This is a genomic window from Sulfitobacter sp. (assembly GCF_036960155.1).
Classification (GTDB): domain Bacteria; phylum Pseudomonadota; class Alphaproteobacteria; order Rhodobacterales; family Rhodobacteraceae; genus Sulfitobacter.
The window spans coordinates 190,168-213,870 of the sequence record NZ_JBALWB010000008.1 but is presented as its reverse complement, the minus strand read 5'-3'; the positions used below and the strand labels follow the sequence as shown (position 1 = coordinate 213,870).

Sequence of the window (23,703 nt, the reverse complement as noted above, 5' to 3'; positions counted from 1 at the left end):
ACATGCTCGACCTCAACAAACCGCAGATCATAGCGTTGTTTGACTTTGATACGGCCGTCAACCGCATCAATGACGCATACATTGCGTCCACCCAAGGCAACGTTCAGACAGGCGATGTGGTACATCTGGCCTTTCCCGAGGCAAACGGTGATTGCCACGTCAAATCAGGCCACATTTCAGGTACGACCAGCTATGTGATCAAGATTGCATCCGGCTTTTACGACAATCCTGCAAAAGGCCTCCCCTCATCCAACGGCATGATGTTGGCGTTTTGCGCGACGACGGGCGAACCCCTGGCCGTTCTGCGGGACGAAGGTTGGCTAACGGATATGCGCACAGCAATTGGCGGTGCATTGGCGACGCGCGCATTGGCCCGAAAGAATGCGAAACAGGTGTTGATCATCGGTGCGGGTATTCAGGCCCGGTTTCAGGCAATTTGCCTTGCTAAATTGATGCCGGAAAGGGCGTTGGCGTTTAGCATCTGGGCGCGCGATCCATCGGCTGCCCAAGCGATGAGCGCAGAGTTGAAGGGGACGGGTCACGTCGTCGAAACGGTTTTGGATTTGGAGGCCGCCGTCAGCAATGCAGACATCATCATAACCACAACAACTGCCACCGAACCGCTGTTTGCAAACGGACTGGTACGCACTGGCACCCATATAACTGCGATTGGTGCTGATTGCCCCGGCAAACAGGAACTCCCTACCGATCTGGTTACCACTGCATCCTTACGCGTATGCGACATGGCACGTCAGTCCCTGAACCACGGAGAATTCCAAACTGCCAGCCGCACGGACGCGGCGTTGCAGGTTATTGAATTGGGCGAGGTTCTGTCTGGCGCACATGCTGGGCGAACCTCAGACAATGACATTACCGTAGTGGACCTCACCGGAATAGCTGCACAGGACATCGCGATCACCCAAACCATCATCGACGCTGCGGCGTCCACCGACCCCACATAAAGGACATCCCATGACAGCCTCCTCCACCGTTCTTGAACAAGCCGCCCTGTCGGTAGCCGCGCATCGCCGCATCAAACACTTGCTGAATATGACCCCCTGCATCCCCTCACGCCTGTCCTTTGAGGACGGCACCGATTTGGTGTTCAAGGCTGAGAATTTTCAGAAAACCGGATCGTTCAAATTTCGCGGTGCCGTGTCCAAATTAACATCGATGTCGACAGAAGTGCCCGCAATCACCGCATCCTCTGGCAATCATGGGCTGGCACTTGCCACTGCAGCACAGTTGACGGGCCATGATCTAACTGTGGTCCTGCCCGAAACTGTTGCACGTGAGAAACTGTCACGTATCCAAGCGCTTGGCGTTGAAACCATTTTGCATTCAAACGATTCCGGGCTGGCCGAACAGCACGCCCAAAAGCTGGCCAAAGAGCAGGGGAAAATCTATGTCTCCCCCTATAACGACCCGCAAGTCATTGCGGGACAAGGCACAATTGCACTAGAACTATTGGAACAACTGCCGCGCCTCGATGTTGTCTATGTCTCGATTGGCGGCGGCGGCTTGATCTCGGGCATCGGTGCTGTTCTCAAAGCGTTTTCGCCAACCACCCGCGTTGTTGGTGTTAGTGCGATCAATTCGATGGCCATGTCCGCCAGCATCCGGGCAGGTCACAACGTCGAAGTCACACATACCGATACACTGGCTGACGGTTGCGCAGGGGGAGTGGACGAAGGGTCGATCACCTTGCCGTTAGGTAGTGAAGTCATCGATGAACTGATCGATTGCACCGAAGAACAGATCGCAAACGGTATCCGTCACATGGCATGGAGCGAAAAAATGCTGGTCGAAGGGTCAGCCGGATTGGCGCAGGCGGCATGGGAAGCGGATGCACCCAACCGAACCGGCAAGGTCAGCGCAGTAATTCTATGCGGCGCAAACTTTGATCGTGACCGGATCGCGCCAGTTATTTGCTCAACGCCATGATTGCTCTGGACCAACCGGGCCTAACGTCAGGATATGCGCATTTTCACAATTCTACCGACAAAAGCGCATGGCAGTCGGTCCGCCTGCCCATTCATTGTCTGAATGGAACTGACGGACCGACAACATTGATCTTGGGTGGGATGCATGGCGACGAGTACGAGGGGCCTGTTGCGATTGACGCCTTGGCGCATGCTGTCGATACTGAAGCATTGGTTGGGCGCTTAATCCTTTTGCCAGCCCTCAACTTGCCCGCCGTGATGGCGGGAACACGGCTGACCCCCGATGACGGGCTGAATTTAAACCGCGTATTCCCGGGCGATCCTTTGGGCAGCATCACACAACGAATTGCACACTGGCTGAGCGAGACGATGATGCCTCTGTCTGATCACATCATTGACCTGCATTCAGGCGGGCGCACATTAAACTTTGCGCCCAGCATATTGATTCCCGAAGCTTCCTCGCAAGTGTCCTTGGCAAAGGCCGTAGGCATGGCGTTCGGTGCACCCTTTACCGTACTGATAGACGAAGACCATGCCCCAATGACAATTGATGCGGTCGCCGAGAAGCTGGGAAAAGTTATTATCTCGTCCGAGTTGGGCGGCGCGGGCATGGTGACACAACACACTGCAACCCTCGCAACGCAGGGTCTGGCGCGAATGGTTGCGGCTCTAGGCCATCTCCCAGTGACAGGGAGCCCGCCTACATCACACTACGTCCGCCTGCCCTCGCCCGACAAATATCTAATCTGCGACGATGATATGATTTTTGTGCCAACCGTCATCTTAGGGGACGCGGTGCACAAAGGCGATATTATAGGGCATGGGCGGTTCATCGACCGCATTGACATCAAACCACGCGCCTATGTTGCACCCCACGACGGTTGGGTGCTGTGCTTGGGGGGACAAGGGTTGTCGCGCAGAGGAGATGTTGTTGCGGTTATCGCCCAAGACGTCAGCTAGTGCTTGGATGTCCAGAAAAGACGTAACCAAGGTATGAGATGGCGCCGTTTCCCCAGACGGCCCCTCCCGTATATCAGGCCGCTGGTAGTTGCGATAAGCACAGCATCACTGCAAAACTCGTCCGTGTATCGCGATGCCTATTCTATTCTCCATCATGCCAAACATTTCTCGAAAGAAACTGAACCCAAAACGCGACAAGACCTGATCGAAATATGAAATCAATTTGTGATCGTTTGAATAGCACCTTCAAAAGGGGCTTGAGATAGCTAACCTGTCGCTGCGTGCCACAAGGTTCCAGTGCATTTTCCTCAGGATGAACAAATTCCCGTCGCCCCATCATTCTAAGGCTTGGGCTTGGCGGACAATTGGTATTTTCGTCTGCCAATATCCAATTTACTGATGGGAACATGTTTCCTTTTCCAGGTCTCGATTGATCCTGTTCTGTTCGCATTGACTGGGATAATTGTGCTAAACTTGCTGAGTTTCGTAAGCGCCTGTCTCCAAAATAGCTTACGACCTTTGAAGTGAACACAGACAAGGCTGCACCTCATGTCAACGCTCCCCAACCTCTCTTTTAATGTCATCAGACTAAACGGCGGCAAAGGGGTGGTTGGCACAGATCGCCCTGAGATCCAGACAGACGGGGAAAGCCCCGCGCGTAAGGTAACACTAAAACCATTTGGGATTTCTGACACGACTATAACCAATAATGATTTTGCAAGGTTTATTGCCAAGACTGGTTATATAACAGATGCCGAACAGCTGAATTGGTCCTATGTCTTTCGCGGCCTTCTAGACAACTCTCACGGCACAAAACATCCTAATCTACCGTGGTGGAACGCCGTTGAAGGTGCCAAGTGGGATGCGCCCCTTGGCCCCGGATCAGATGTTATTGGATTGGAGGATCATCCGGTTATCCATGTGTCATTTTGGGACGCACGGGCCTTTGCGAAATGGGCCGGCGGCCGGCTGCCATCAGAGGCCGAATGGGAGCACGCCGGACAAGGCGGGAGTTCAACAGCGCGGTATCCGTGGGGCGACGACGAACCAAGTGACGACAACGCAAACCACTGCAATATCTGGCAAGGGATTTTTCCATCAAATAACACGTTAGCAGATGAGTTTTATGGCACCGCCCCTGCGCGCAGCTTCCCCCCAAACGCCTACGGATTATACAACCTTAGCGGAAATGTATGGGAATGGTGCGACGAACCATTTCGCATTCGGTCACTGACAAAAGTCGCTAAGCAGCGCAACATCGAGGCTAAAAAACACAACGAACGCATTTTAAAAGGTGGTTCGTTCCTGTGCCACACATCGACCTGTTGGCGTTACCGAATTGCTGCCAGATCCGGCCGCGAACCTGACAATTCAACATCAAACTGCGGATTTCGGGTTGCGTTTGATTAAGACGCGCCAGCCCACTAACACCCACGCTGTTTTACAATCTAGGTCTCGTCGCCAAACAAAATTTGCACCTTCATTGCTTGGGATCGATCGCCAGATAGCTCAAATGCCTCGACCGCTTGTTCCATTGGAAACGTGTGCGTATGCAGCGGTGAGACGTCAATCAGCTTGCTCTGCATAAAGCGCACTGCCTCGGGAAATTCCTCGTGAAACCGAAACGATCCACGCAGGTCCAACTCTTTGGCGGTCATGGCCTGAACAGGTAATGTCATGTCTCCGCCCAAGCCCAACTGAACAATCACGCCCCGTGGCCGAAGTGCTGGGATTGCACCGTTCAACGCAAGTGCTGAACCAGAACATTCAAACAAAACGTCAAAATAACCTTTACCTGATTGATAGGGTGCCAATGCATCCGGATCATTCATCAAGTTCAAAGCGGTATCCGCACCAACCTTGCGCGCGATTTGAAGAGGAAAATCGCTCAGGTCCGTAACGACAATCTCGCCCGCACCCGCACGGCGCGCCGCTAGGACGCACAGCGCCCCAATGGGACCGCATCCAGTGATAAGAATTCTTTTGCCAACCAGATCACCGGCACGTTTTACCGCATGAAGACACACAGACAGCGGCTCTGCCATCGCTGCCTCCGAGGGTTCCAAACCATCAGCCGGAACACACTGCACAGCCTTCGCAACAAGAAATTCCCGAAACGCCCCTTGGATATGAGGGAACGGCATCGCGCTGCCGTAAAACCGCATATCCTCACAATGGTTGGGTAAACCTTTAACGCAATAGGTGCAGTTTGAGCAGGGCCGCGAAGGAGATACTGCAACCAATTGACCAACCTTGAGGTCTTCGACACCCTCGCCAAGTTCCGAAATTACACCTGCAACTTCGTGCCCAAGGATCATAGGTTGTTTTAAACGTACAGCTCCAAAGCCCCCGTGATTGAAGTAGTGCAAGTCTGAGCCACAAATGCCCCCAGATTGGATTTTTACAGATACTTCGCCAAACCCCGGCACTTCTTTAACCTGCTCATCCAGCCTTAGATCTTTGGCGCCGTGTGCAACAACTACTTTCATGAGGTCCCAACACCTTGATTGTACATAAACTTCAATCTAGATTTAGTTTCAGGGCCAAGCAAATAGAATATCAAACTTTTAGGACGCCAAATGGTAGAAAATATCCTCGATACCTTTTCTCTAAAAGGGAAGCGCGCGCTTATCACTGGCTCCTCTCAGGGCATCGGGCTTGCGTTGGCCCATGGGTTAGTGGCGGCTGGTGCAAGCGTCGTACTGAATGGCCGAAGTCAATCAAAGCTCAACGAGGTTGCGGCATCTTTTGACGAGTCGCACGTCCATTCCTTGTGCTTTGACGTCACAGATCATGCCAGTGTGCGCGCCGCAGTTGATGGATTTGAAGACGACATTGGTGCCATCGACATTTTGATCAATAATGCCGGAATGCAATTCAGAACCCCGCTAGAAGCCTTCCCTGCTGATAAGTTTGAACAGCTTTTGCAAACCAACGTGGCATCTGTGTTTCACGTCGGGCAGGCTTGTGCCCGTCATATGATTCAACGCAAAGCGGGAAAAATCATAAACATTGCGAGTGTTCAGTCATTGCTCGCTCGTCCTGGTATTGCACCCTATACTGCCACAAAAGGCGCTGTAACGAATTTGACCAAAGGGATGGCCACGGATTGGGCAAAACATGGTTTGCAATGCAATGCGATTGCCCCGGGATACTTTGATACACCTTTGAACGCCGCATTGGTCAGTGATCCAGATTTTTGCGAATGGCTCAGTAACCGCACACCGGCGGGTCGTTGGGGTCAGGTTGAAGAGTTAGTAGGCGCAGCCGTCTTTTTGTCGTCCTCGGCATCAAGTTTCGTAAACGGCCACACTTTGTTCGTGGACGGAGGCATTACAGCGAGCCTGTAAGCCTCTACATTTCAGGAACAACTGAAGCGCCCCGATCCACATTTTCACATACAGTTCGAGCTTAAAAAACTTAATATCCATTGGTAGAAATTCGTCCCGTTTCTCTCCAAAGGTATCAACGATGACAACACATCAAAGCCGTTCACGTTGGTCCGGTTTAGTTGTGTTTTTTCCCATTTAGGGCTTTGTTACACAGAACGAAAGTACGGAGACTTCGCTTCTGTTGGCACCCTATACGTCTTGTGTTTTTCCAACCCTCAATGCCGACGAGTCCACCACCCTGTTTCGTCCATCTTTTTTGGCCCTGTAGAGCGCATCATCGGCATTCTTTAAAATATCTTGAATTTGACTGCCGTCATACGGGTATGAGGCCACCCCACACGAAATAGTAACTGTAGGAAGTATACGACCCACATAAGATATTGATAAATCCTGTATTCTCTCACGCAGAACTTCCGCGACCTGTATGGCTTGATCATGTGTTGCGGCAGGGAGTAGGACCATAAACTCTTCTCCACCATACCGGCATAAAACTTCATCCGCAGAAAGAAATGTCCCCATTGCGTCCGAGATCGCGCGCAGAACCATATCACCCGCATCATGGCCATGATTATCATTGAACAATTTGAACTTGTCCGCGTCGAATGAAATTACACCAAAGGACCCGCTTTTGCGTGCCTGAAGTTTTAACTCATTGCGCAAAGACTCCAAAAAGTGACGGCGATTAAATAGCCCTGTCAACGGATCGCGTGTAGATTGGTGATGCAACTCATCGCGCAACTTAACATTCGCGATTGCGAGGCTAATCAGCTCACCACATTGCGCTGCAAATTGGTGGGGCCGTCGTAGGCATTTTTCCTTTGAGGTCGTTTCCAAGAATTGTATGTGAAGCAATCCGACAGTATCCCCGTGAGCAATGATCGGGACGCAAATGTAATCTTCGGAAGAAGGCGTCTCTTGGTCTTGGACATGCGAACAGTCAAATGAAATTTTCTGCGGAGAAAATGAATAGTTTCGACCGCGGCGCAAAGCCCAACAAGCGTCAGCCTTGATATGGTCGTGGATGTCCGTTTCACCCCAGGAAATAACACCATCAAGAACGTCACGCGAATTAGAATAAATATACAACTCGCCACGGCTGTCCCCGATCATTTGGCGCATGTATTCTTTTAGAACAATATATAGCTCGTTCAATGATTTACATGTTTGAAGCCAATCACCTAGCTCAGCCAACATTGATGCTTCGTACTGGCGTAGTTTCTCTTTTTCTAGCGTTTCAAGGAGCTTTGTCTGCGCAAGTTCAGCAGCCTCATTGGCAGCCACTAGATCAGTTGATTCCTGCCGCTGCTGTGTCACGTCTGTAAAAGTAACAACATAACCCCCGTCGACCAGCGGACGTGCCGCAGTGGAAATAATCCGACCAGATCGCAAGAGGCGGTCAAATTGAAACGGCGTTTTGCGCGAAAAACACTCCTGCGTCTTGTCTACTGCACCTTGGTCCAATTCACCCCGCGACAGAGCACCATCCAAGAACACGCTTCTTTCGATACCAACATACAAGTTTGCCGGGCGCATTTCTAGAACATCAAAAACCCGATCCGTATACATTGTGCACAAACCATTAGCATCCCACACAAGAACGCCCTGTTCCATACCATCAGCCACCTGCCCAAGGAATTCAGGATCCATAGAAATAGAATTCAGGCCCTTTGCCCAGCCCACTTTGTCCTCGTTTATGGCTTTTTGAATAACGATCTTGTTCACTTCACATTGCTCCCTAGCCCCTCTAATCCGGATAGGTTCAATGCAATAATAAGTAGTTTACGCATGCAGTATGTGATCCCTACATTTTTAGAAAACCACAAACCTTCGCCGCCAATGCTTACTCAGTTCCCAGCTCCCCCAACACCTAAATTTCGGCATGAAGTAAGTGTTTTCGGGGAGAAATTGGGGACCATCATCGCGGACATTGAATGAAACTCACATGTCTATTTCATCTGATTTCAATAAATTTTTATAACGAAATTTAGCCTTGTTCCTATCCGAAAGAATAGAGGCACTAGGCTGATTGCCCCATCAGTGGACTTATGGAGGTCTGCTCAAAGCCATCCTCCAAAGGTAGTTATTACTCATCCCTTTTAGTGTGAGAGCTGAGATTATGATGATGAATAACAAGGTGGTACGTTATGCTGTGGCAACAGCCTTAAGTGTTGTAATACTAACGCCCCAAATGAGCGAAGCTGGCACCAAGAAAGCCAAAGCACTGACTGCAGCTTCTGTCTTTGATGCCGAAAAGCGCAAACGGACCAAGCGTAAGGCTGGTAACCGGCTATCATACTCATTGTATTTCAGCAGTCGCTTTCAGAGTGAGCGCAACCGCCGCCGCGATGACGACGTGGATGACCTATCCGAAGGATATGCGTTTTATCTGGGGTTTGTTGGGCGCCTTGATCTTGGCTTGGGTATGATTGCATTTGGTCACGGTGAATACGATGCCAGATCCAAAACCACACATGACCAGACCTATGACCTCACAACCCGTTGGACCACCAAAGAAGCATTTGTTTCTTTGGAAGTAAACGATGAAGCCCGGATCACAGTTGGCCGCATGCGGTTTTCTGATTTGAACAAGTGGGTCGCCGACGCCGCCGTTGATGGCATTCATTTCGGACATAAAACAAAAAGCCGCGTGACTGAATTAGCCGCCTTCACTGGTACAAATAAGGTGACCAGCACCTATTTGCTGGCACATCATGGCCGCGTAAGGAACAACCTGCGCTATGGCGCGTTAGGTCTGATTGAAAAAGACGGCTCTGATGGTCGCGTTCACCTTGCTGGTTATACAAACGCTGTTGTTTCACAACGTTTTTCATACGAACTGAATGTAGGCTTAGTTGCAGGTGACGCAGCCAATGGTAAAAACGCAGGCATAGGGTTTGACGTCCGTACAACCCAGAAAATGGGTTCCAGCACATTAAAGCCGCAGCTTATGTTTGGTTTTGCGGCAGGTTCCACAGGATACCGTCAATCTGGCTTACACTCTAATAAAACGTACAATCTGGGTCAGACACAGGTCCACCGCTATGGATATGTATTTCAGCCTGATTTGACAAATCTGGCAGTTGGGTCCGTTGCTGTTGGCATCCGACCTTCTCGTAAACTGTCCGTGGACTTAGGGCTGCACCTTTATGGGCAACTCAGCAAATCGACCACTGGTCCAAGCGCGCGATTGTCAGGTGCGACTACGGGTAATTCAGCCTTTTTAGGGCACGAAGTCAGCCTTGTTGGCGCATGGCGTCCAAGCAAAAAAACCAAAGTTGAATTTGGCGTGGGTCACTTCAAACCGGGTCCCGCCTATGTCGATCAATCATCTGCGACACGTGTCTACGCACGCATGTCCGTAACTTTTTAAGGCTCATTATCATGAAAAATCATTCCTTGTTCGCCGCAGTTTGTTTACCCTTCCTTTCACTCTGCTCCCCGTCCTTTGCTGAAGACAACAGCTTGTATGCTGAAGCTTTGCCTGCTGATGCAAGCTTTGTGCGCTTCATCGGTTTTGAAGGCCAGGACAGCGCCGAATTTGCTGGGTTCACATTCGAATTGGCTGCTGATGAAGCTGGGAAGTACATTCCAGTGTCCGCATCTCAACTAAGCAACATCACCCCCGGCACATACACATCAATATTGCGCGGCCCCAACGGATCCCAGCAGACAATCAGTGAGGCGACACGCACACGTCAATCCAAGGTCGCATTGTTGTTGGTAAACGGTACCGACACCGAACTTGAGCTGCGTTTGGCGGACGGATCCGTTGATGTAATTTCAGACGTTAGCCCCGCCTCCTCGGCGCTGCGTGAGGTCAATCCAGTTGCCATCACATTGGGTGTTTTTGCGGTAGATCAACAGGTGCCACAAGCCACTTTTGAGGTCGCATTACGCCGAGGTCAAAACCTTAGCTTTGTCGCTGATGCACATGGCATTCGCTTGATCGAAAACCAATTTGCACCACTCGCAAAATAACGTTTTATCGAAAGGGACGATGTCATGATTTTTTCCAGCTCAATCTTCGTTTTCGGGTTCCTACCCTTGTTTCTTGCAGCCTATTACGCGGTGCCCAAATCGGCGCGCTCTGTCATGATCTTGATCGGCAGTTACGCATTTTACGGCTGGTGGAGGCTCGACTATCTGGCTGTTGTGTTTGGCATGTCAGCCATCAGCTATTTGGCCGCACACGTAGCGTATACGACAAACACAGCTGCCATTAAAACGTGGGCAGTTCGCCTTGGCGTTACCTTTGATTTGGCCGTTTTAGGATATTTCAAATACACGATGTTTGCGATGTCGGGCCTTAGTGACCTGTCCGTTGCATTGGGGGGCGCGGACATTACTGTCCCGGCGATCATCTTGCCCATTGGCATCAGCTTTCACACGTTTCAATCCATCAGCTACATCATTGATGTGTCTCGCAAAGATGCCCCTCCCGCGCGAAATTTGATCGACTTTCTGGCTTTTGGGTCTCTGTTCCCCCAGCTTATCGCTGGCCCGGTTTTGCGCTACAAAGACTTGGCTGACCAGTTTGCAGACCGCACCCATACGCCAGCGAAGTTCGTGCAAGGCATCAGCCGGTTTGCCCAAGGCTTGGCCATGAAACTTTTGGTTGCAGACAATGTCGCCCCTTTGGCTGATCGGATGTTTGCGCTTTCCAACCCAACAGGCGCCGAAAGCTGGCTGGGAGCATCGGCCTACTCAATCCAACTGCTATTTGACTTCGCGGGATATTCCGCGATGGCTATTGGCCTGGGTCTAATGATTGGCTTTCAATTTGTTGAAAACTTCAACGCCCCCTACACAAGCAAATCCATCACCGAATTCTGGCGCCGGTGGCATATCAGCCTTTCTATGTGGCTTCGCGATTACCTTTATCTACCCCTTGGTGGCAATCGACGCGGTGCGACACGCACCTACATCAACCTCGCAATGACAATGGTGTTAGGTGGATTGTGGCATGGCGCAAACTGGACCTTCATTTTGTGGGGCGCATGGCACGGCATCTGCTTAGCAATTGAGCGTGCTTTGGGAGCAAAATCCAAAGCAACCGTTTGGCCCGCTTTGATCGCTTGGCCGCTCACAATGACCCTCGTGATGATCGGCTGGGTTATGTTTCGCGCAGCCTCGGTCACCGAAGCATTCAATGTCTATGCGGGCATGGTTGGTTTCAACGGGTGGTCCTTGTCAGCCTCGATGGCTTGGCAAATTCAACCTACCGAAATTGGAGCTCTGATTTTGGGCGGTGTGATTTCACTCTTTGGTCAACAATTGGCTAAGGTGATTACATACACGCCCTCAGCTCTGCGCCTGACCTCTACTTTTGCGCTGATGGGCATCGCGTGCATCGCCCTGCTAGCGCAAACCCACTCTCCCTTCCTGTACTTCCAATTCTAAGGATCATGAACATGTTGATGATAAATGAAAAAACTCAGTTAGTGGCGTCGGTAGGGTTCATGTGTTCGCTTTGTGCAGTAGGCCTCAGCACCCACATTTTGATGGATCAACCAACCGTCAATGGCAGTGTGATAGACGGAGCAATGCAATCCATTTACGAGGCCAGCTTTGTAGACGCCAACCCGCTGAACAATGTTTCAATATCAGTCATGGGCGCGATCAAATACGCGGCCTTTAAACAAGCCGAACAAGGCGCAATTGTTGGCAACGATGGATGGCTGTTTACATCGGAAGAGTTCGAAGTCGGCGCTAAGTTTCAAGAAAATATATCCCAGTCTGCCACTGAGATCGCACGTGTTAAAGCAACCCTGGAGCAGAAGGGTATCAAACTGATCCCTGTGATCATCCCAGACAAAGCGGATGTGTATCCAGAAAATTTACGCACTGCTCGCCCATCAGAGATCAAGACACGTCGTGACGACCTCCTGTCTCAATTGGCCACAAGAAACGTAGTAACCCTTGATGCCTTTAAAGCCTTGGCATCAAATGATGTGGGAGGGCGCGCATTTATAAAGGATGACACGCATTGGTCGCCAGATGGCAGCCGCGCTGTTGCAGAAATGATTGCGTCACACCTTACGAATTTGGACATAACTCTAACGCCCGCCACAGTTACAACTACGCAAGGCCCTACAATAGATTTTGACGGTGATCTGCTGCAATTTGTCCCTACAGGAGCATTGCGCCCAACCTTCGGTCCAGAACAAAATCAAATCGATACGTACACAACCACTGTAGAAACAGCGGGCGGCCTGTTCGGAGATGCAAACGTTGACGTTGCGTTGGTTGGAACCAGCTTTAGCGCAAAAACTGAATGGAACTTTCCGGGATTCCTTCAAGATGCTCTCGGCGCTGATGTCCTAAATTTTGCATCAGAAGGCAAAGGCCCATTTGCACCAATGCACGCATTTCTAGCGTCTGACACCTTCCAGAATACACCTCCAAAAATCGTCGTTTGGGAAATTCCCGCACGTTACACATCCAAGGAAATGAACCAATGATCCGAATTTTGACACATCTGACGCTTGCGGCAAGTCTGACACTTGCAGTGCCAGCAACCGCAGCGCCCTATTGCGCAGACCTCAATGTCCAAGACCAACTGCCTAAGAAATATCAAAAACGGGGGCCGTTTTACTCGGATGTTTCCACGGGTTGGATTATCGGCAAGGATCAGTTGAAGAACAAATACGCCGTCACCAGCGAAGCAATCGCATTGTGGAAGGAAATTAAAGCGGAGTTTGACAACCGCGGTGCAAATTTGATTGTGATGGCTGCGCCCCCAAGACCGCTGTTTGCACCGGGCGCCGCAATCGACGCGATGGACCTTCCCGAAGATCTAAATCTATCCGAGATCAAAAAGGGGTTCAGTGATTATATTACTGCTCTAAACGCTGCAGGTATCGTTGCGCCTGATTTATCTGTCATAGCCCAAGGTCCAGCGGCTGAGGGTTACTATTTTACCCGAGATACACATTGGACGCCTCAAGGCGCAGCCCTTTCGGCGGCACATCTAAACGCATCGATTGGTAACGCATCTGTTCAAGACAGCATGGCACGCATAACCAACACTGCTACGTATGAGGAAAAAGGATCCCTGGCTGGCGTGGTAAAAGATGCCTGCGGGAACCGCCCTAAGATTGAAGTTGTTTCAGCTCCTCAATATGCGCAACAAGGTTCTGCGTCATCCTTGCTTGGTGATGCGCCCATCAAAGACGAAATTGCGTTAATTGGCACCAGTTTTTCGGATCGCTATCAACGTGATGCTTACCAAGTGGCCGACGCTTTGGCGTTTATGATGGATGCTTCTGTTGATAATTTTTCCGTCACTGGCGGCGGTATGGTTGGATCAATGGAAACGTTTATCCGTAGCGGCGCATTAAAAGAGGGAAATTACCAAACAGTCGTATGGGAAACCCCCTATTCCGCACCCTTGACGCACGTTGATGGATTACGTCAAATCTTGGGGGCCTTGCAGACAACAAGCGAGTCAATCGAAATTGGAACGTTAGACACCCATGTCGGCGACGACTGGGTTAGTTATGAACAGATCTTTTCAATAGAAGATATACAAACCCTTGAAATCGAAACAAAACAAACAAACACAGGGCAATTGGTTGTCGAATTTATCCATGCCGATGGTAAGAAGACACGCACAAAAATGGGTAAAACAGACAGAATAGCCGCTGATTTACGCAGTAACAAATGGGCGTTCTCGTTAAAGAACATGTCGACAAGTCAGATTGTACGTATTAAATTACGGCTACCAAAGGCCAGCAGGCAAGAGACCGCCGTAATTCACTTTTTCAAGTGATCCCGATGTTTCAAATACGTGAGCTATACCAAAGGATAGTCCGCTATACCTCTGCGTGGTGTGTATCTTTAGACCTCGCTGCTAGAACCGACATGAATTATTCTTTAGTCGGAGCTCCCATGTCTATCGTAAATACATTTCATGCTGCCGTTGCCGTTCTTTCATTTGCTGCCTTACCCGCAATAGCCGATACCTTAACCGCCCCAATTGGTGAGGTTCTGCTGACCATCTCTGGCGACCTGAGCAATCAGACAGCCGATGCACCTGAGGGCACTGTGACGCTGGATCTTGAAATATTAAAATCTCTGGATACGAAAGTGTTTACCACTTCCACGATATGGGTAGAGGGGGACATTGAATTTACGGGTGTCAGCCTACGTGATGTGTTGGATTATGCAGGGGTTACAGGCTCAACAATTGGAGCCATCGCTTCGAACGACTACAAGGTGGAAATTCCAGCCGATGGGTTGGAAGAAAACGCGCCAGTTGTCGCCTATATGATGGACGGTGCTACAATGTCGGCGCGTGGTAAGGGACCACTTTGGATTGTTTACCCCTTCGATGACGATCCGAAGTACCGTACAGAGGTAATATATTCGCGCTCTATCTGGCAATTGAACCGGATCGAGTCGACAAACTAAGGGCGCGTATATGCCCAATGGCATCGGGAAGGCGCCGGTCTTGTTTGAAAAAAATGACAGACTGCGGCGATTTGTACCTCTTGGTATTATCCTGATTGGCATTGTTGTGCTGGCGGGTTTGGCTTTTGTGATCACTCAACGCATGAACGTATTGCGTGAGGCCCCGGCTGATAACCTCACCTGGACCTTGTCGCAGGTCGAAGTTGATGTTTTGGTTCTGATGGACGAGGCTCTGCTAACTGCGCAATCCAAAAACCCAAACGTCGCTGAAATTCGGCGCCGATTTGACAATCTATACAGCCGCACAAGCGTATTGAGGGATGCACCAGTGTTCGCAGCAGTACGAGCAGATCTCGTTTTCGAAGAGCAACTCAAAAATTTTGAAAACTACCTAACCAAGCTATCTTTGATCATAGATAGCTCCGATTCTAACGTTTTGGACAACCTACAGCTGCTCATAATGGAACTAACGAAGGTCCGCGAAGAAGCACATGCAATTGCGATCACAGGCATAAAAATAAGATCACAAGCCTCAGATTTAGAACGCGCGTCCCTGGCGCGATTACTGCTTGTTGCTGCAATCGTAACTATGACTACCATCTTTTTCCTTGGTTTTGTTTTGATACTAATCATGCGCCAATATCGACTGCGCCAAGAAGCATCTGAGGCTGTTGTCCGCGCCAACGCTCGCCTTAAGTCGACATTCGATGTTTCCTTAGATGCCATCGTGGTTGCCAACGCAGACGGCATTATTTTGGAATTTAACAAAGCTGCAGAGACTGTTTTTGGTTTCAATGCTAACGAAGCCGTTGGTCAAGAGATGTCCCAGATGATCATCCCAATACATCTTAGGGCAGCTCACATTGCAGGAATGGAGCGTATAAACAAAACCAACGAGGCGCGCCTCGTTGGCAAAGGCCGGATCGAGATCACGGCCTTGCGCAAGTCAGGTGAGGAATTTCCTGTCGAGATTTCCATCGGAATGGCATTTGATCATCGAGGCACCATTTTTATCTCCTATTTACGCGACATCACCGAACGCGTCGCTGCTGAAAAAGACCTGAAAGCGGCCCGTGATGACGCATTGGCCGCTGAGAAAGCAAAGTCGAATTTTCTAGCCGTCATGAGCCACGAAATGCGCACACCGCTAAATGGTATTTTTGGCTCGCTGGAACTATTGGGTAATTTCAAAATAACAAAGAAACAGCGTAATTATTTGGACATCGCCAAACGCTCTGGCGACATTTTGTTACACCACGTTAATGATGTTCTTGATATTTCGCGTATTGATGCTGAAAAAATGGAGCTTGTCGAGGATCGTTTCGATCTGGCACAGTTCTTCGCCGATGTTATCACCACAAACGAAGCAACCGCTGATGCACAAAGAAATACATTAAAGCTACACATGGGAAATATGCCCACCGAGACTGTTTTGATGGATGAACGTCGGATGCGCCAGATCACCTACAATTTGATCAGCAACGCCCTAAAATTCACAAATAATGGCACCGTGACCCTTAACGCGAACACCTTTGCAGACCCCTCAGGCCAAAATACTTTAGAGTTCTCGGTGCTCGATACGGGCGTCGGCATTCACGAAACGGAACAACCTCATGTCTTTGAGCGGTTCTATACTCAAGAGCGATCATATGATCGTTTCGCTTCAGGTGCAGGTTTGGGGCTCGCTATTTGCAAACAATTGATCGAAATGATGGGGGGGACTATTTCCTTGCAAAGTACCGTTGGTAAGGGTTCTAGCTTCACGGTGTCGGTACCCTTCAAGATCGACACGTCACCCAATGAAGTGGTCCTAACAACTGAAAAAAATACTGATCTGTCCGCGCTTCAGGGCCGGGAAATTTTGCTTGTGGAAGATAATGAAATCAACCGTTTGATTGTCCATGAAATGTTGAAAACCAACGGCATGGTCGTACACGAGGCCCACAATGGCCAAGAGGCTGTCGACCTCGCACAGACACATCCATACGCAGCTATTTTGATGGATATCAGTATGCCCATTATGAACGGCGCTGATGCAACAAACCTTATTCGCACCACCGCTGGCCCTAACCAAGGGGCAAAAATAATTGGACTAACCGCACATGCATTGCCCGAGGAACATACCCGTTTCATTGCGTCGGGAATGGACACTGTTCTAAATAAACCCATCTCGCAATCCACCTTGTTAGGTGCCTTGGTGATGGCGATTCAAGATAATGATCTCGATCATCACGCGGTACATGAGCAGACGAATACGAATCTAATTGCAGTTGATACCTTCACTGAATTGGAACAAATTTTGCCACCAGCACGTCTTCAAAAACTTATCTCAGACTTTGATGTTGAGATAACCACGCTACTTGCTCACATTCCCTTGTTGTTAGACGCAGGTGATATGGTCGCGCTCGCGGTGGATACTCATAAGTCTATCGGATCATCCGGTATGATCGGCGCACATCATCTCCAAAAACTATTACGTGAATTGGAAAAGGCAGCCAAAACCAAGGATGAAGACCACGCAAAAACGCATGCAGCTTCAGTCATCTCTGCATGGCCCGCCACACAATCCGCGTTGCAGGCCAAATCCTATACGTTAGGCTAGGTCCCCCTACCCTAAGGCACAACAAACTGGGCCACTGCGCCACCCCAAGACAGAACAAAAGCAGCTAGTAATTCTGGGTGAGAGTCGCCGGCGTGCCGGTTTTAACCTGGAGTATGCAATGAACATTCGCCATGAATGTCCAATGCCGGATCTGTCCTTTTCAGTGGCAGCGCCGTTGCATTTACATAAAGCGAACGGATGCAAGGTAATTGTAACCCGTTGGTCTTTAGCAGGCGTATGGCTTGAACCTGATCAAGGCGACTTGACGGGTGAAGTTATCCTTTCTGTTCCATTCCAAGGCATCGACGTATCGTTTCCTGCGCATTTGAATGAAACCCAGACGTCAGGCCATTACACATTTCATGAATTAACAGTCCGCCAGCGCGAAACGCTTGGTGCTTTTTACAAAGGCGTGATGTCAGGTCAAATGGTGTCGACCAATGACATGATCACCAGCCTTGATACCCCCGTTGATTTGGTCCCAATGGGCGAAACTGATGAAGAAGAAACCGTAGGGCGCTCCAAGGCCAAGCCTCGTTTGTTGCGGATCATCTGGAACACGTTGTTCTATTTGGCAGCCGCCGCCTTTTTGATCCTCTTCTTGGGTGGTCAAATCTGGCAACGCCTGTCGCATGTCCAACTAGACCATGCCCGTTTTGTGGCGCCTATTACAGAATATGACGCCCCTGAATCAGGGTACATCAAGCGGATCAATGTGGCCGTCGGCGATCGTGTCATGCCCGGAGATATTTTGGCTCGCATCGAAGACCCAGACCGTGAAAGTGACGTAGAAGACGTACGGGCCGAAGTTCTTTTGGCCGAGCGTCGCCTGCGCACAGCCCAAACCCGTCTGACACAACACAATTTGCAACGCAAAACCCAGCACGCTGCCCTCACGGCTCGCTTTCAAGCGCTTTGGGCGCCATGGGCGATCAATGATCCACATCTCCTAAACTATCCCGATCCAATCGAAGCAGCACGCCGCGCCTTGTATGATTTTGAGCGCGAACGCGACATCAACGCCATGACATACTTCAACCTGCTCAGTACTCTTGAAGAAACTGTGAACGAGCGTGACTTGGATCTGCGCCGCTGGAAACGTGAATTGCGTCATCGCAAGGCTGCGGCTGATGAATTGGTCGTACGCGCCAAATATGATGGTACCGTATTCGGCATTTATGCCCTCAAAGGCAGCTACGTAACCCGCGATGACCTGGTTGTAGAGGTTGAGGACAACACACCACGCAATGCTGTGGGTTGGGTGGATGATAGCTTGGCCACTAGCGTCTATATCGGCATGACAGCTGATGTCGCATACATATTTCGTGGCCAATCCAAACGCATCCAGGGAAAAGTGACCGACATTCAGGCTGGCACCGATATCGCGCAACCTGACAAGTTTGGGATGGTCATCACGATCAAGGCCGATGATGCGGGTATCAAGAAAACGCGCAAATGGTTTCGCCGCAATGCACCCGCACGCATTCGTTTAAAACGTAATCTTTTTGCCTCGTGGTTTGGAGGCGATGATGAACGCACCTAAAACGGTTTATGCATTTGAAAAGCATCTGGACGGCTGGCTGCACAGCCTGTCTGGTCCTTCTCCAAAGGGGTTCGACAAATGGCCACCCCGAATGATTTTTCAGTTTGCAGCCTTGCTGGCTTTGCTCATTGCTGCGTTGGTATTTTGGCCAAACAACTTCTTTAATCCAAACCTCATCAACATCACCTTCGTGCTTGGATCCCTTGGGATTTGGCGTTTTGGCTGGTGGTTTACGCACGCCGTACGGGCCGAAATCTTCTCTCGGGTCAAATTCCCAAAAATGCGGTCAGCAACAAATATTGTCTGGGCGTCCGGCTGGCGGCCACGACATCTGCACATTCAGATGACAACCTATTTTGAAGAGCCTGCAATCACGCGACGGGTCATCGGTTCCATTCTTGGGCAGATCAAACGCGAGGGCATCCCAACCACACTTTGGATTGGCACGGGGTCATCCTATGACGAAGAGATTATTACTGATTTCGTTCGCATCCATGGTGCAGATGTAGACGCCGACATTGTATTTTTACGCCAGAACCAACCTGGAAAACGGATGGCAATCGGTATGATCTTGCGCGCCATAAACCGGGCGGGCGTTCACCCAGACGATCTAGTAATCTTCATGGACGGTGACGCAGTTTATGGCATCGACGTATTGGAAAAAACCTGTTCGATGTTCGGTGCTGATCCTGAATTACAGGCCCTAACAACCAACGAAGAGGTCATCTGCTACGGTCCGCAATGGATCCAAAACTGGTTGTCCATGCGTTTTGCCCAACGTCGATTAGCCATGCAAAGCCACGCCATGTCGGACAAGGTTCTGACCCTAACAGGCCGGATGAGCGTGTTCCGCGCCCGCTATATCATCGACGAAAAATTCATCCGCACAATTGAGGCCGATCACTTGGACCATTGGCTATGGGGGCGGTTCCGGTTTCTATCAGGCGATGACAAAAGCACGTGGTACTATCTGCTATCCAAGCACGCAAAGATGACTTACGTGCCCGACGCCTGCGTATACACCATCGAACAAATCGAAGGTTCCGGCACAGGGCGCATGATCCAGAACTTTCGTCGTTGGTCCGGCAATATGCTACGTAACGGCTCACGTGCCATTGCGCTTGGTCCCTTTGTTGCCAAACCGTTCATCTGGTGGTGTTTGGTCGATCAGCGCATCGCAATGTGGACGATGTTGGTAAGCCCCGTCTTGGCCATCTTAACCCTTTTTGTCGAACCAATGTACATTGTACATTGCTTGATCTGGATTGTCTTAAGCCGGACGTTGCTTTGCCTGTTTTTATTCCGCTATGCGCGTGCACCAGATATCACTTGGCCGTTTATTTTGTATTTCAACCAAATCATCAATGCCAGCGTAAAGGTTTACATGATCTTCCACCTGAGCAAGCAAAAGTGGTCAAACCGCGGTAACCAAAGTGCTGGAGGTGGCACCGCAACTATCGACAAAATCAAAAACGCTACTGCGATGTTTCAGTTGATCACAACAGTCATTGGATTTCTCATTGGAATAGCAATCTACATAGACCTCTTGCCTCTCCCTCAGGTATTCTAGATGTTTAACTGTTTGAAACTTATGAATTCTATCGTGCATTCAGTGGCCTATACTTCTGCATACTTCAACAATGCTATTGAAGGGAAAACTGTTCTTGTGGTGCCACGATTAGATTTCAGAACTCCTTTAAACCTGTTGTTAGGCCAAGCGATGAACGTGCGGTCACATGTGAGAGTGTTAGGAGTTTATCAATGATCTATCCAGTAATTCTAGCGGGCGGTAGCGGCACACGTCTTTGGCCCCTGTCACGCAAAAGCTACCCCAAACAGTTTGCACAATTGAACGGTGATACAAGCCTATTTGAACAGACCGTAAAACGGGTTCAAGGCCCGGGTATTGAAGCCCCGATTGTTGTCACAAATACTGACTACCGCTTTATTGTTGCGGAACAGCTTCAGGCTGCAGGCGCTGACACTCCAACAATCATGATCGAACCCGCAGCACGCAACACCGCGCCAGCCATTTTAGCCGCAGCTCTTAGTTTGCAAGACCAGCCCAACGCGATCATGTTGGTTATGCCTTCCGATCATGCGATTGCCGATGAAGCCGCGTTCAACCAAGCGGTCCGCGCCGGGGAACAAGCCGCGCAAGCAGGTAAGTTGATTACATTTGGTGTGACACCGGACCGGGCAGAAACTGGCTACGGCTATCTTGAACTGTTTGATCCAATCACAATCACAGTCCCGTTTGCGCAACCTCTAAAAGGGTTTGTGGAAAAGCCTAATCAGGACCTCGCAGATGAATTCCTGGCCTCAAACCGTCATTTGTGGAACGCTGGTATCTTCATGTTCCGTGTTGCAGAAATTCTTGAAGCATTCGAAGTGTTATGCCCACGTTTAATGATGCCAGTCCGCCGCGCAATTGAGGGCGCACGCCACGATCTCGATTTCTACCGCTTGGACGAAACACCATACAAAAAAGCCGAAGACATCTCGATTGATTATGCCGTGATGGAGGCCTGCGAAACACTGTCAGTTATCCCCCTGAATTGTGGATGGTCGGATTTGGGCAGCTGGGCTTCGGTTTGGCAAACAGGTGACGCCGACGAAAACGGCGTTGTTGAGCACGGCAATACAACTGCAATTGAATGTGAAAACACGTTGCTGCGCTCTGAAGCTGACGGCGTTCAGCTGGTCGGCATTGGCCTCAACAACATCACAGCAATTGCGATGGGTGACGCAGTACTTGTAGCCGACATGAGCAAGTCAGAAAATGTTAAAACTGCTGTGAAAATGTTAAAGGCAGAAAAGGTAAAACAGGCCGAGCAGTTTCCAAAAGATCACCGGCCATGGGGCTACTTCGAAACGCTATCCTTGGGCGAGCGTTTTCAAGTGAAACAAATTGTTGTTCACCCGGGTGCCGCCTTATCCTTACAAAGCCATGTTCACCGCTCTGAACATTGGATTGTGGTTGCCGGATCCGCAAATGTAACCGTGGACGAGGATGTGAAACTCGTCTCGGAAAACCAATCAGTATACATCCCGCTTGGTGCGATCCACCGGTTGGAAAATCCAGGAAAAGTACCACTGCACCTCATCGAAGTGCAGACAGGTGCCTACCTGGGAGAAGATGACATCGTGCGTTACGAGGACATTTATGCCCGCGACCGTACCGATGACAAAGCTGCATAAACCAAGACCAATAAGCACTCTCACACCACCTTTAGCGGCGCCTTCGGGCGCCGTCTTTTTTTGTGTGAACTCATATGAATTCGACAAGGATAGGCCACCCTATTCCAAAGGATAGGCCACGCATACGGAGGATGCCATTTTTAACCTTTGGCGAAATAGAACCAACAAAATCAAATGGATATACAGGTGTTAGTCACAAGTTAGGAATGAAAACATGCTTGATATGAACCACCAATTCGATGCACATCTCAATGTTCAATCGTCACTGGCACCACTGCGCGTTATCAACGTAAAGCCCTCCATCAGTGTTGTCGGTCTTGGATATGTTGGTGCCGTATCCACAGCATGTTTATCCAGCTTGGGACACCATGTCATTGGCGTAGATATTGACCCTGCCAAAGTAAATTGTATCGCAAATGGGAAATCCCCCATTCATGAATACGACTTGGAGCGGTTGCTAGGCCAAGGTGTCGATGATGGCCTTGTTACGACCACTCAGGATTTGGAACAGGCCGTTATCGACACTGATGTGACATTTGTTTCTGTCGGCACGCCGACTGCCGCGGATGGCGGTTGTGACCACAGTTATATCGATGCTGCGGCCCGCGCGATTGGCGCCGGACTAAAACGCAAAAATGACTTCCACGTCGTTGTCATGCGTTGCTCCATCCCGCCGGGTGTCACAATGGGCTTTATGGCCCCGATCATTGAAGAGGTCAGCGGCAAGAAAGCTGGTGTGGATTTTGGAGTTTGTTTCAACCCAGAATTCCTGCGCGAAGGCGTAGCTGTCGCAGATTTCTACGCACCACCAAAGACTGTCATCGGCGCAAATGATGACCGAAGTGCTGGCATCATGACTCGTATCTTTGAGGCCGTGGATAAAAAGCCAATAGTGACCTCAATCGAGACTGCGGAAATGGTCAAATATGTCGACAACGTCTGGCATGCCACAAAGGTCTGTTTCGCAAATGAGGTTGGTCGCTTGTGCAAACCGCTTGGCGTCGACAGTCACGATGTCATGGACGTGTTTGTCCAAGACACGAAGCTAAACCTCTCTCCCTATTACCTAAAGCCGGGCTTTGCATTTGGTGGTTCGTGCCTGCCCAAAGAAGTACGCGCAGTGGCCCACATCGCTAAACAACAAGGCGTCTCCCTGCCCTTAATCGAAAGCCTTGGCGTGTCGAACGCTACGCATATCGAACGTGCTGTCGAAATGGCGCGTGAAACGGGCGCAAAGACCATCGGCGTTCTCGGCCTGGCATTCAAACCTGGCACCGATGATTTGCGCGAAAGCCCCATCTTAGAAGTTATCGCTGCGCTAAACGCAGAGGGCGTCAACGTTGTGATCCATGATCCCGCAATCACCCCTGAAACTCCGCTTGAGGGGCAATTGGCGTATGTCCGTCATGGGAGTGCGGGTCTGCAATCTCTGGCACATGATCTGCCCGCCATGATGCGCGCTGATTGCGCAGATGTGATTGAAAAAGCCGACGCATTGATCGTAACCCATTCCAACGATCTGTACCGCACGGCACTGGAAAATGCAGGTGACAAACCTGTCATCGATTTAGTCCGCATCAACGCCAATCTTGATCCACAGCAGAACTACAATGGGATCGGTTGGTAACCCAAATCGTTCTTTCATCCTGA

The 23,703-nt window shown here is 50.1% G+C and carries 18 protein-coding genes; 16 read left to right on the top strand and 2 right to left on the bottom strand.

The features are described from left to right. Positions 1–2 precede the first annotated feature (2 nt). The 4 genes from V7775_RS17295 (at position 3) to V7775_RS17280 (ending at position 4,313) form a co-directional block, all read left to right on the top strand. Positions 3–962 (top strand): ornithine cyclodeaminase family protein, encoded by a 960-nt coding sequence (locus V7775_RS17295; RefSeq protein ID WP_335753164.1) that lies wholly within the window; start codon positions 3–5, stop codon positions 960–962. A gap of 10 nt (positions 963–972) precedes the next feature. Further along, positions 973–1,944, top strand: a complete 972-nt coding sequence (locus tag V7775_RS17290; RefSeq protein WP_335753163.1) for a pyridoxal-phosphate dependent enzyme — start codon at positions 973–975, stop codon at positions 1,942–1,944. Next, positions 1,941–2,903, top strand: a complete 963-nt coding sequence (locus V7775_RS17285) for a succinylglutamate desuccinylase/aspartoacylase domain-containing protein (RefSeq protein WP_335753162.1) — start codon at positions 1,941–1,943, stop codon at positions 2,901–2,903. Before V7775_RS17290 ends, V7775_RS17285 begins: the two co-directional genes overlap by 4 nt. A gap of 549 nt (positions 2,904–3,452) precedes the next feature. Further along, a complete protein-coding gene (locus tag V7775_RS17280) occupies positions 3,453–4,313 on the top strand; it encodes a formylglycine-generating enzyme family protein (RefSeq protein ID WP_335753161.1) in 861 nt (286 codons plus the stop codon). A gap of 38 nt (positions 4,314–4,351) precedes the next feature. On the opposite strand, the gene V7775_RS17275 is transcribed toward V7775_RS17280, so the two are convergent. After that, positions 4,352–5,392 (bottom strand): L-idonate 5-dehydrogenase, encoded by a 1,041-nt coding sequence (locus tag V7775_RS17275; RefSeq protein WP_335753160.1) that lies wholly within the window; start codon positions 5,390–5,392, stop codon positions 4,352–4,354. 90 nt (positions 5,393–5,482) lie between these two features. On the opposite strand from V7775_RS17275, the gene V7775_RS17270 reads away from it, so the two are divergent. Further along, positions 5,483–6,253 (top strand): SDR family oxidoreductase, encoded by a 771-nt coding sequence (locus V7775_RS17270; RefSeq protein ID WP_335753159.1) that lies wholly within the window; start codon positions 5,483–5,485, stop codon positions 6,251–6,253. 231 nt (positions 6,254–6,484) lie between these two features. Here V7775_RS17270 and V7775_RS17265 read toward each other — a convergent pair whose 3' ends face one another. Further along, the gene (locus tag V7775_RS17265; RefSeq protein ID WP_335753158.1) at positions 6,485–8,017 is read right to left on the bottom strand and encodes a bifunctional diguanylate cyclase/phosphodiesterase; all 1,533 of its coding nucleotides are present in this window, start codon (positions 8,015–8,017) and stop codon (positions 6,485–6,487) included. Between the two features lie 394 nt (positions 8,018–8,411). Between V7775_RS17265 and V7775_RS17260 the strand changes: the two genes are divergently transcribed. From V7775_RS17260 to V7775_RS17210, 11 genes are all read left to right on the top strand, one after another. Continuing rightward, positions 8,412–9,665 (top strand): alginate export family protein, encoded by a 1,254-nt coding sequence (locus tag V7775_RS17260; protein WP_335753157.1) that lies wholly within the window; start codon positions 8,412–8,414, stop codon positions 9,663–9,665. A gap of 11 nt (positions 9,666–9,676) precedes the next feature. Continuing rightward, positions 9,677–10,273: an alginate O-acetyltransferase AlgF gene (locus V7775_RS17255; protein WP_335753156.1), complete on the top strand. Its 597-nt coding sequence runs from the start codon at positions 9,677–9,679 to the stop codon at positions 10,271–10,273. 24 nt (positions 10,274–10,297) lie between these two features. Then, positions 10,298–11,695 (top strand): MBOAT family O-acyltransferase, encoded by a 1,398-nt coding sequence (locus tag V7775_RS17250; RefSeq protein ID WP_335753155.1) that lies wholly within the window; start codon positions 10,298–10,300, stop codon positions 11,693–11,695. Positions 11,696–11,706: 11 nt separating this feature from the next. Further along, entirely contained in the window at positions 11,707–12,756 is a 1,050-nt protein-coding gene (locus tag V7775_RS17245; protein WP_335753154.1) for an alginate O-acetyltransferase AlgX-related protein, read from the top strand. Continuing rightward, positions 12,753–14,066, top strand: coding sequence for an alginate O-acetyltransferase AlgX-related protein (locus tag V7775_RS17240; protein ID WP_335753153.1), 1,314 nt, complete (start codon positions 12,753–12,755; stop codon positions 14,064–14,066). Before V7775_RS17245 ends, V7775_RS17240 begins: the two co-directional genes overlap by 4 nt. A 119-nt stretch (positions 14,067–14,185) precedes the next feature. Next, complete coding sequence (locus V7775_RS17235; protein ID WP_335753152.1) at positions 14,186–14,707, top strand: molybdopterin-dependent oxidoreductase; 522 nt, start codon at positions 14,186–14,188, stop codon at positions 14,705–14,707. Between the two features lie 40 nt (positions 14,708–14,747). Next, positions 14,748–17,309: a hybrid sensor histidine kinase/response regulator gene (locus tag V7775_RS17230; protein WP_335753151.1), complete on the top strand. Its 2,562-nt coding sequence runs from the start codon at positions 14,748–14,750 to the stop codon at positions 17,307–17,309. Between the two features lie 118 nt (positions 17,310–17,427). Next, positions 17,428–18,852: an HlyD family secretion protein gene (locus V7775_RS17225; RefSeq protein ID WP_335753150.1), complete on the top strand. Its 1,425-nt coding sequence runs from the start codon at positions 17,428–17,430 to the stop codon at positions 18,850–18,852. Then, the gene (locus V7775_RS17220; protein WP_335753149.1) at positions 18,839–20,422 is read left to right on the top strand and encodes a glycosyltransferase; all 1,584 of its coding nucleotides are present in this window, start codon (positions 18,839–18,841) and stop codon (positions 20,420–20,422) included. The genes V7775_RS17225 and V7775_RS17220 overlap by 14 nt, the downstream gene beginning before the upstream one ends. Positions 20,423–20,613: 191 nt before the next feature. Further along, complete coding sequence (locus tag V7775_RS17215) at positions 20,614–22,053, top strand: mannose-1-phosphate guanylyltransferase/mannose-6-phosphate isomerase (protein ID WP_335753148.1); 1,440 nt, start codon at positions 20,614–20,616, stop codon at positions 22,051–22,053. 214 nt (positions 22,054–22,267) lie between these two features. Then, positions 22,268–23,680: a nucleotide sugar dehydrogenase gene (locus V7775_RS17210; protein WP_335753147.1), complete on the top strand. Its 1,413-nt coding sequence runs from the start codon at positions 22,268–22,270 to the stop codon at positions 23,678–23,680. Positions 23,681–23,703 lie beyond the last annotated feature (23 nt).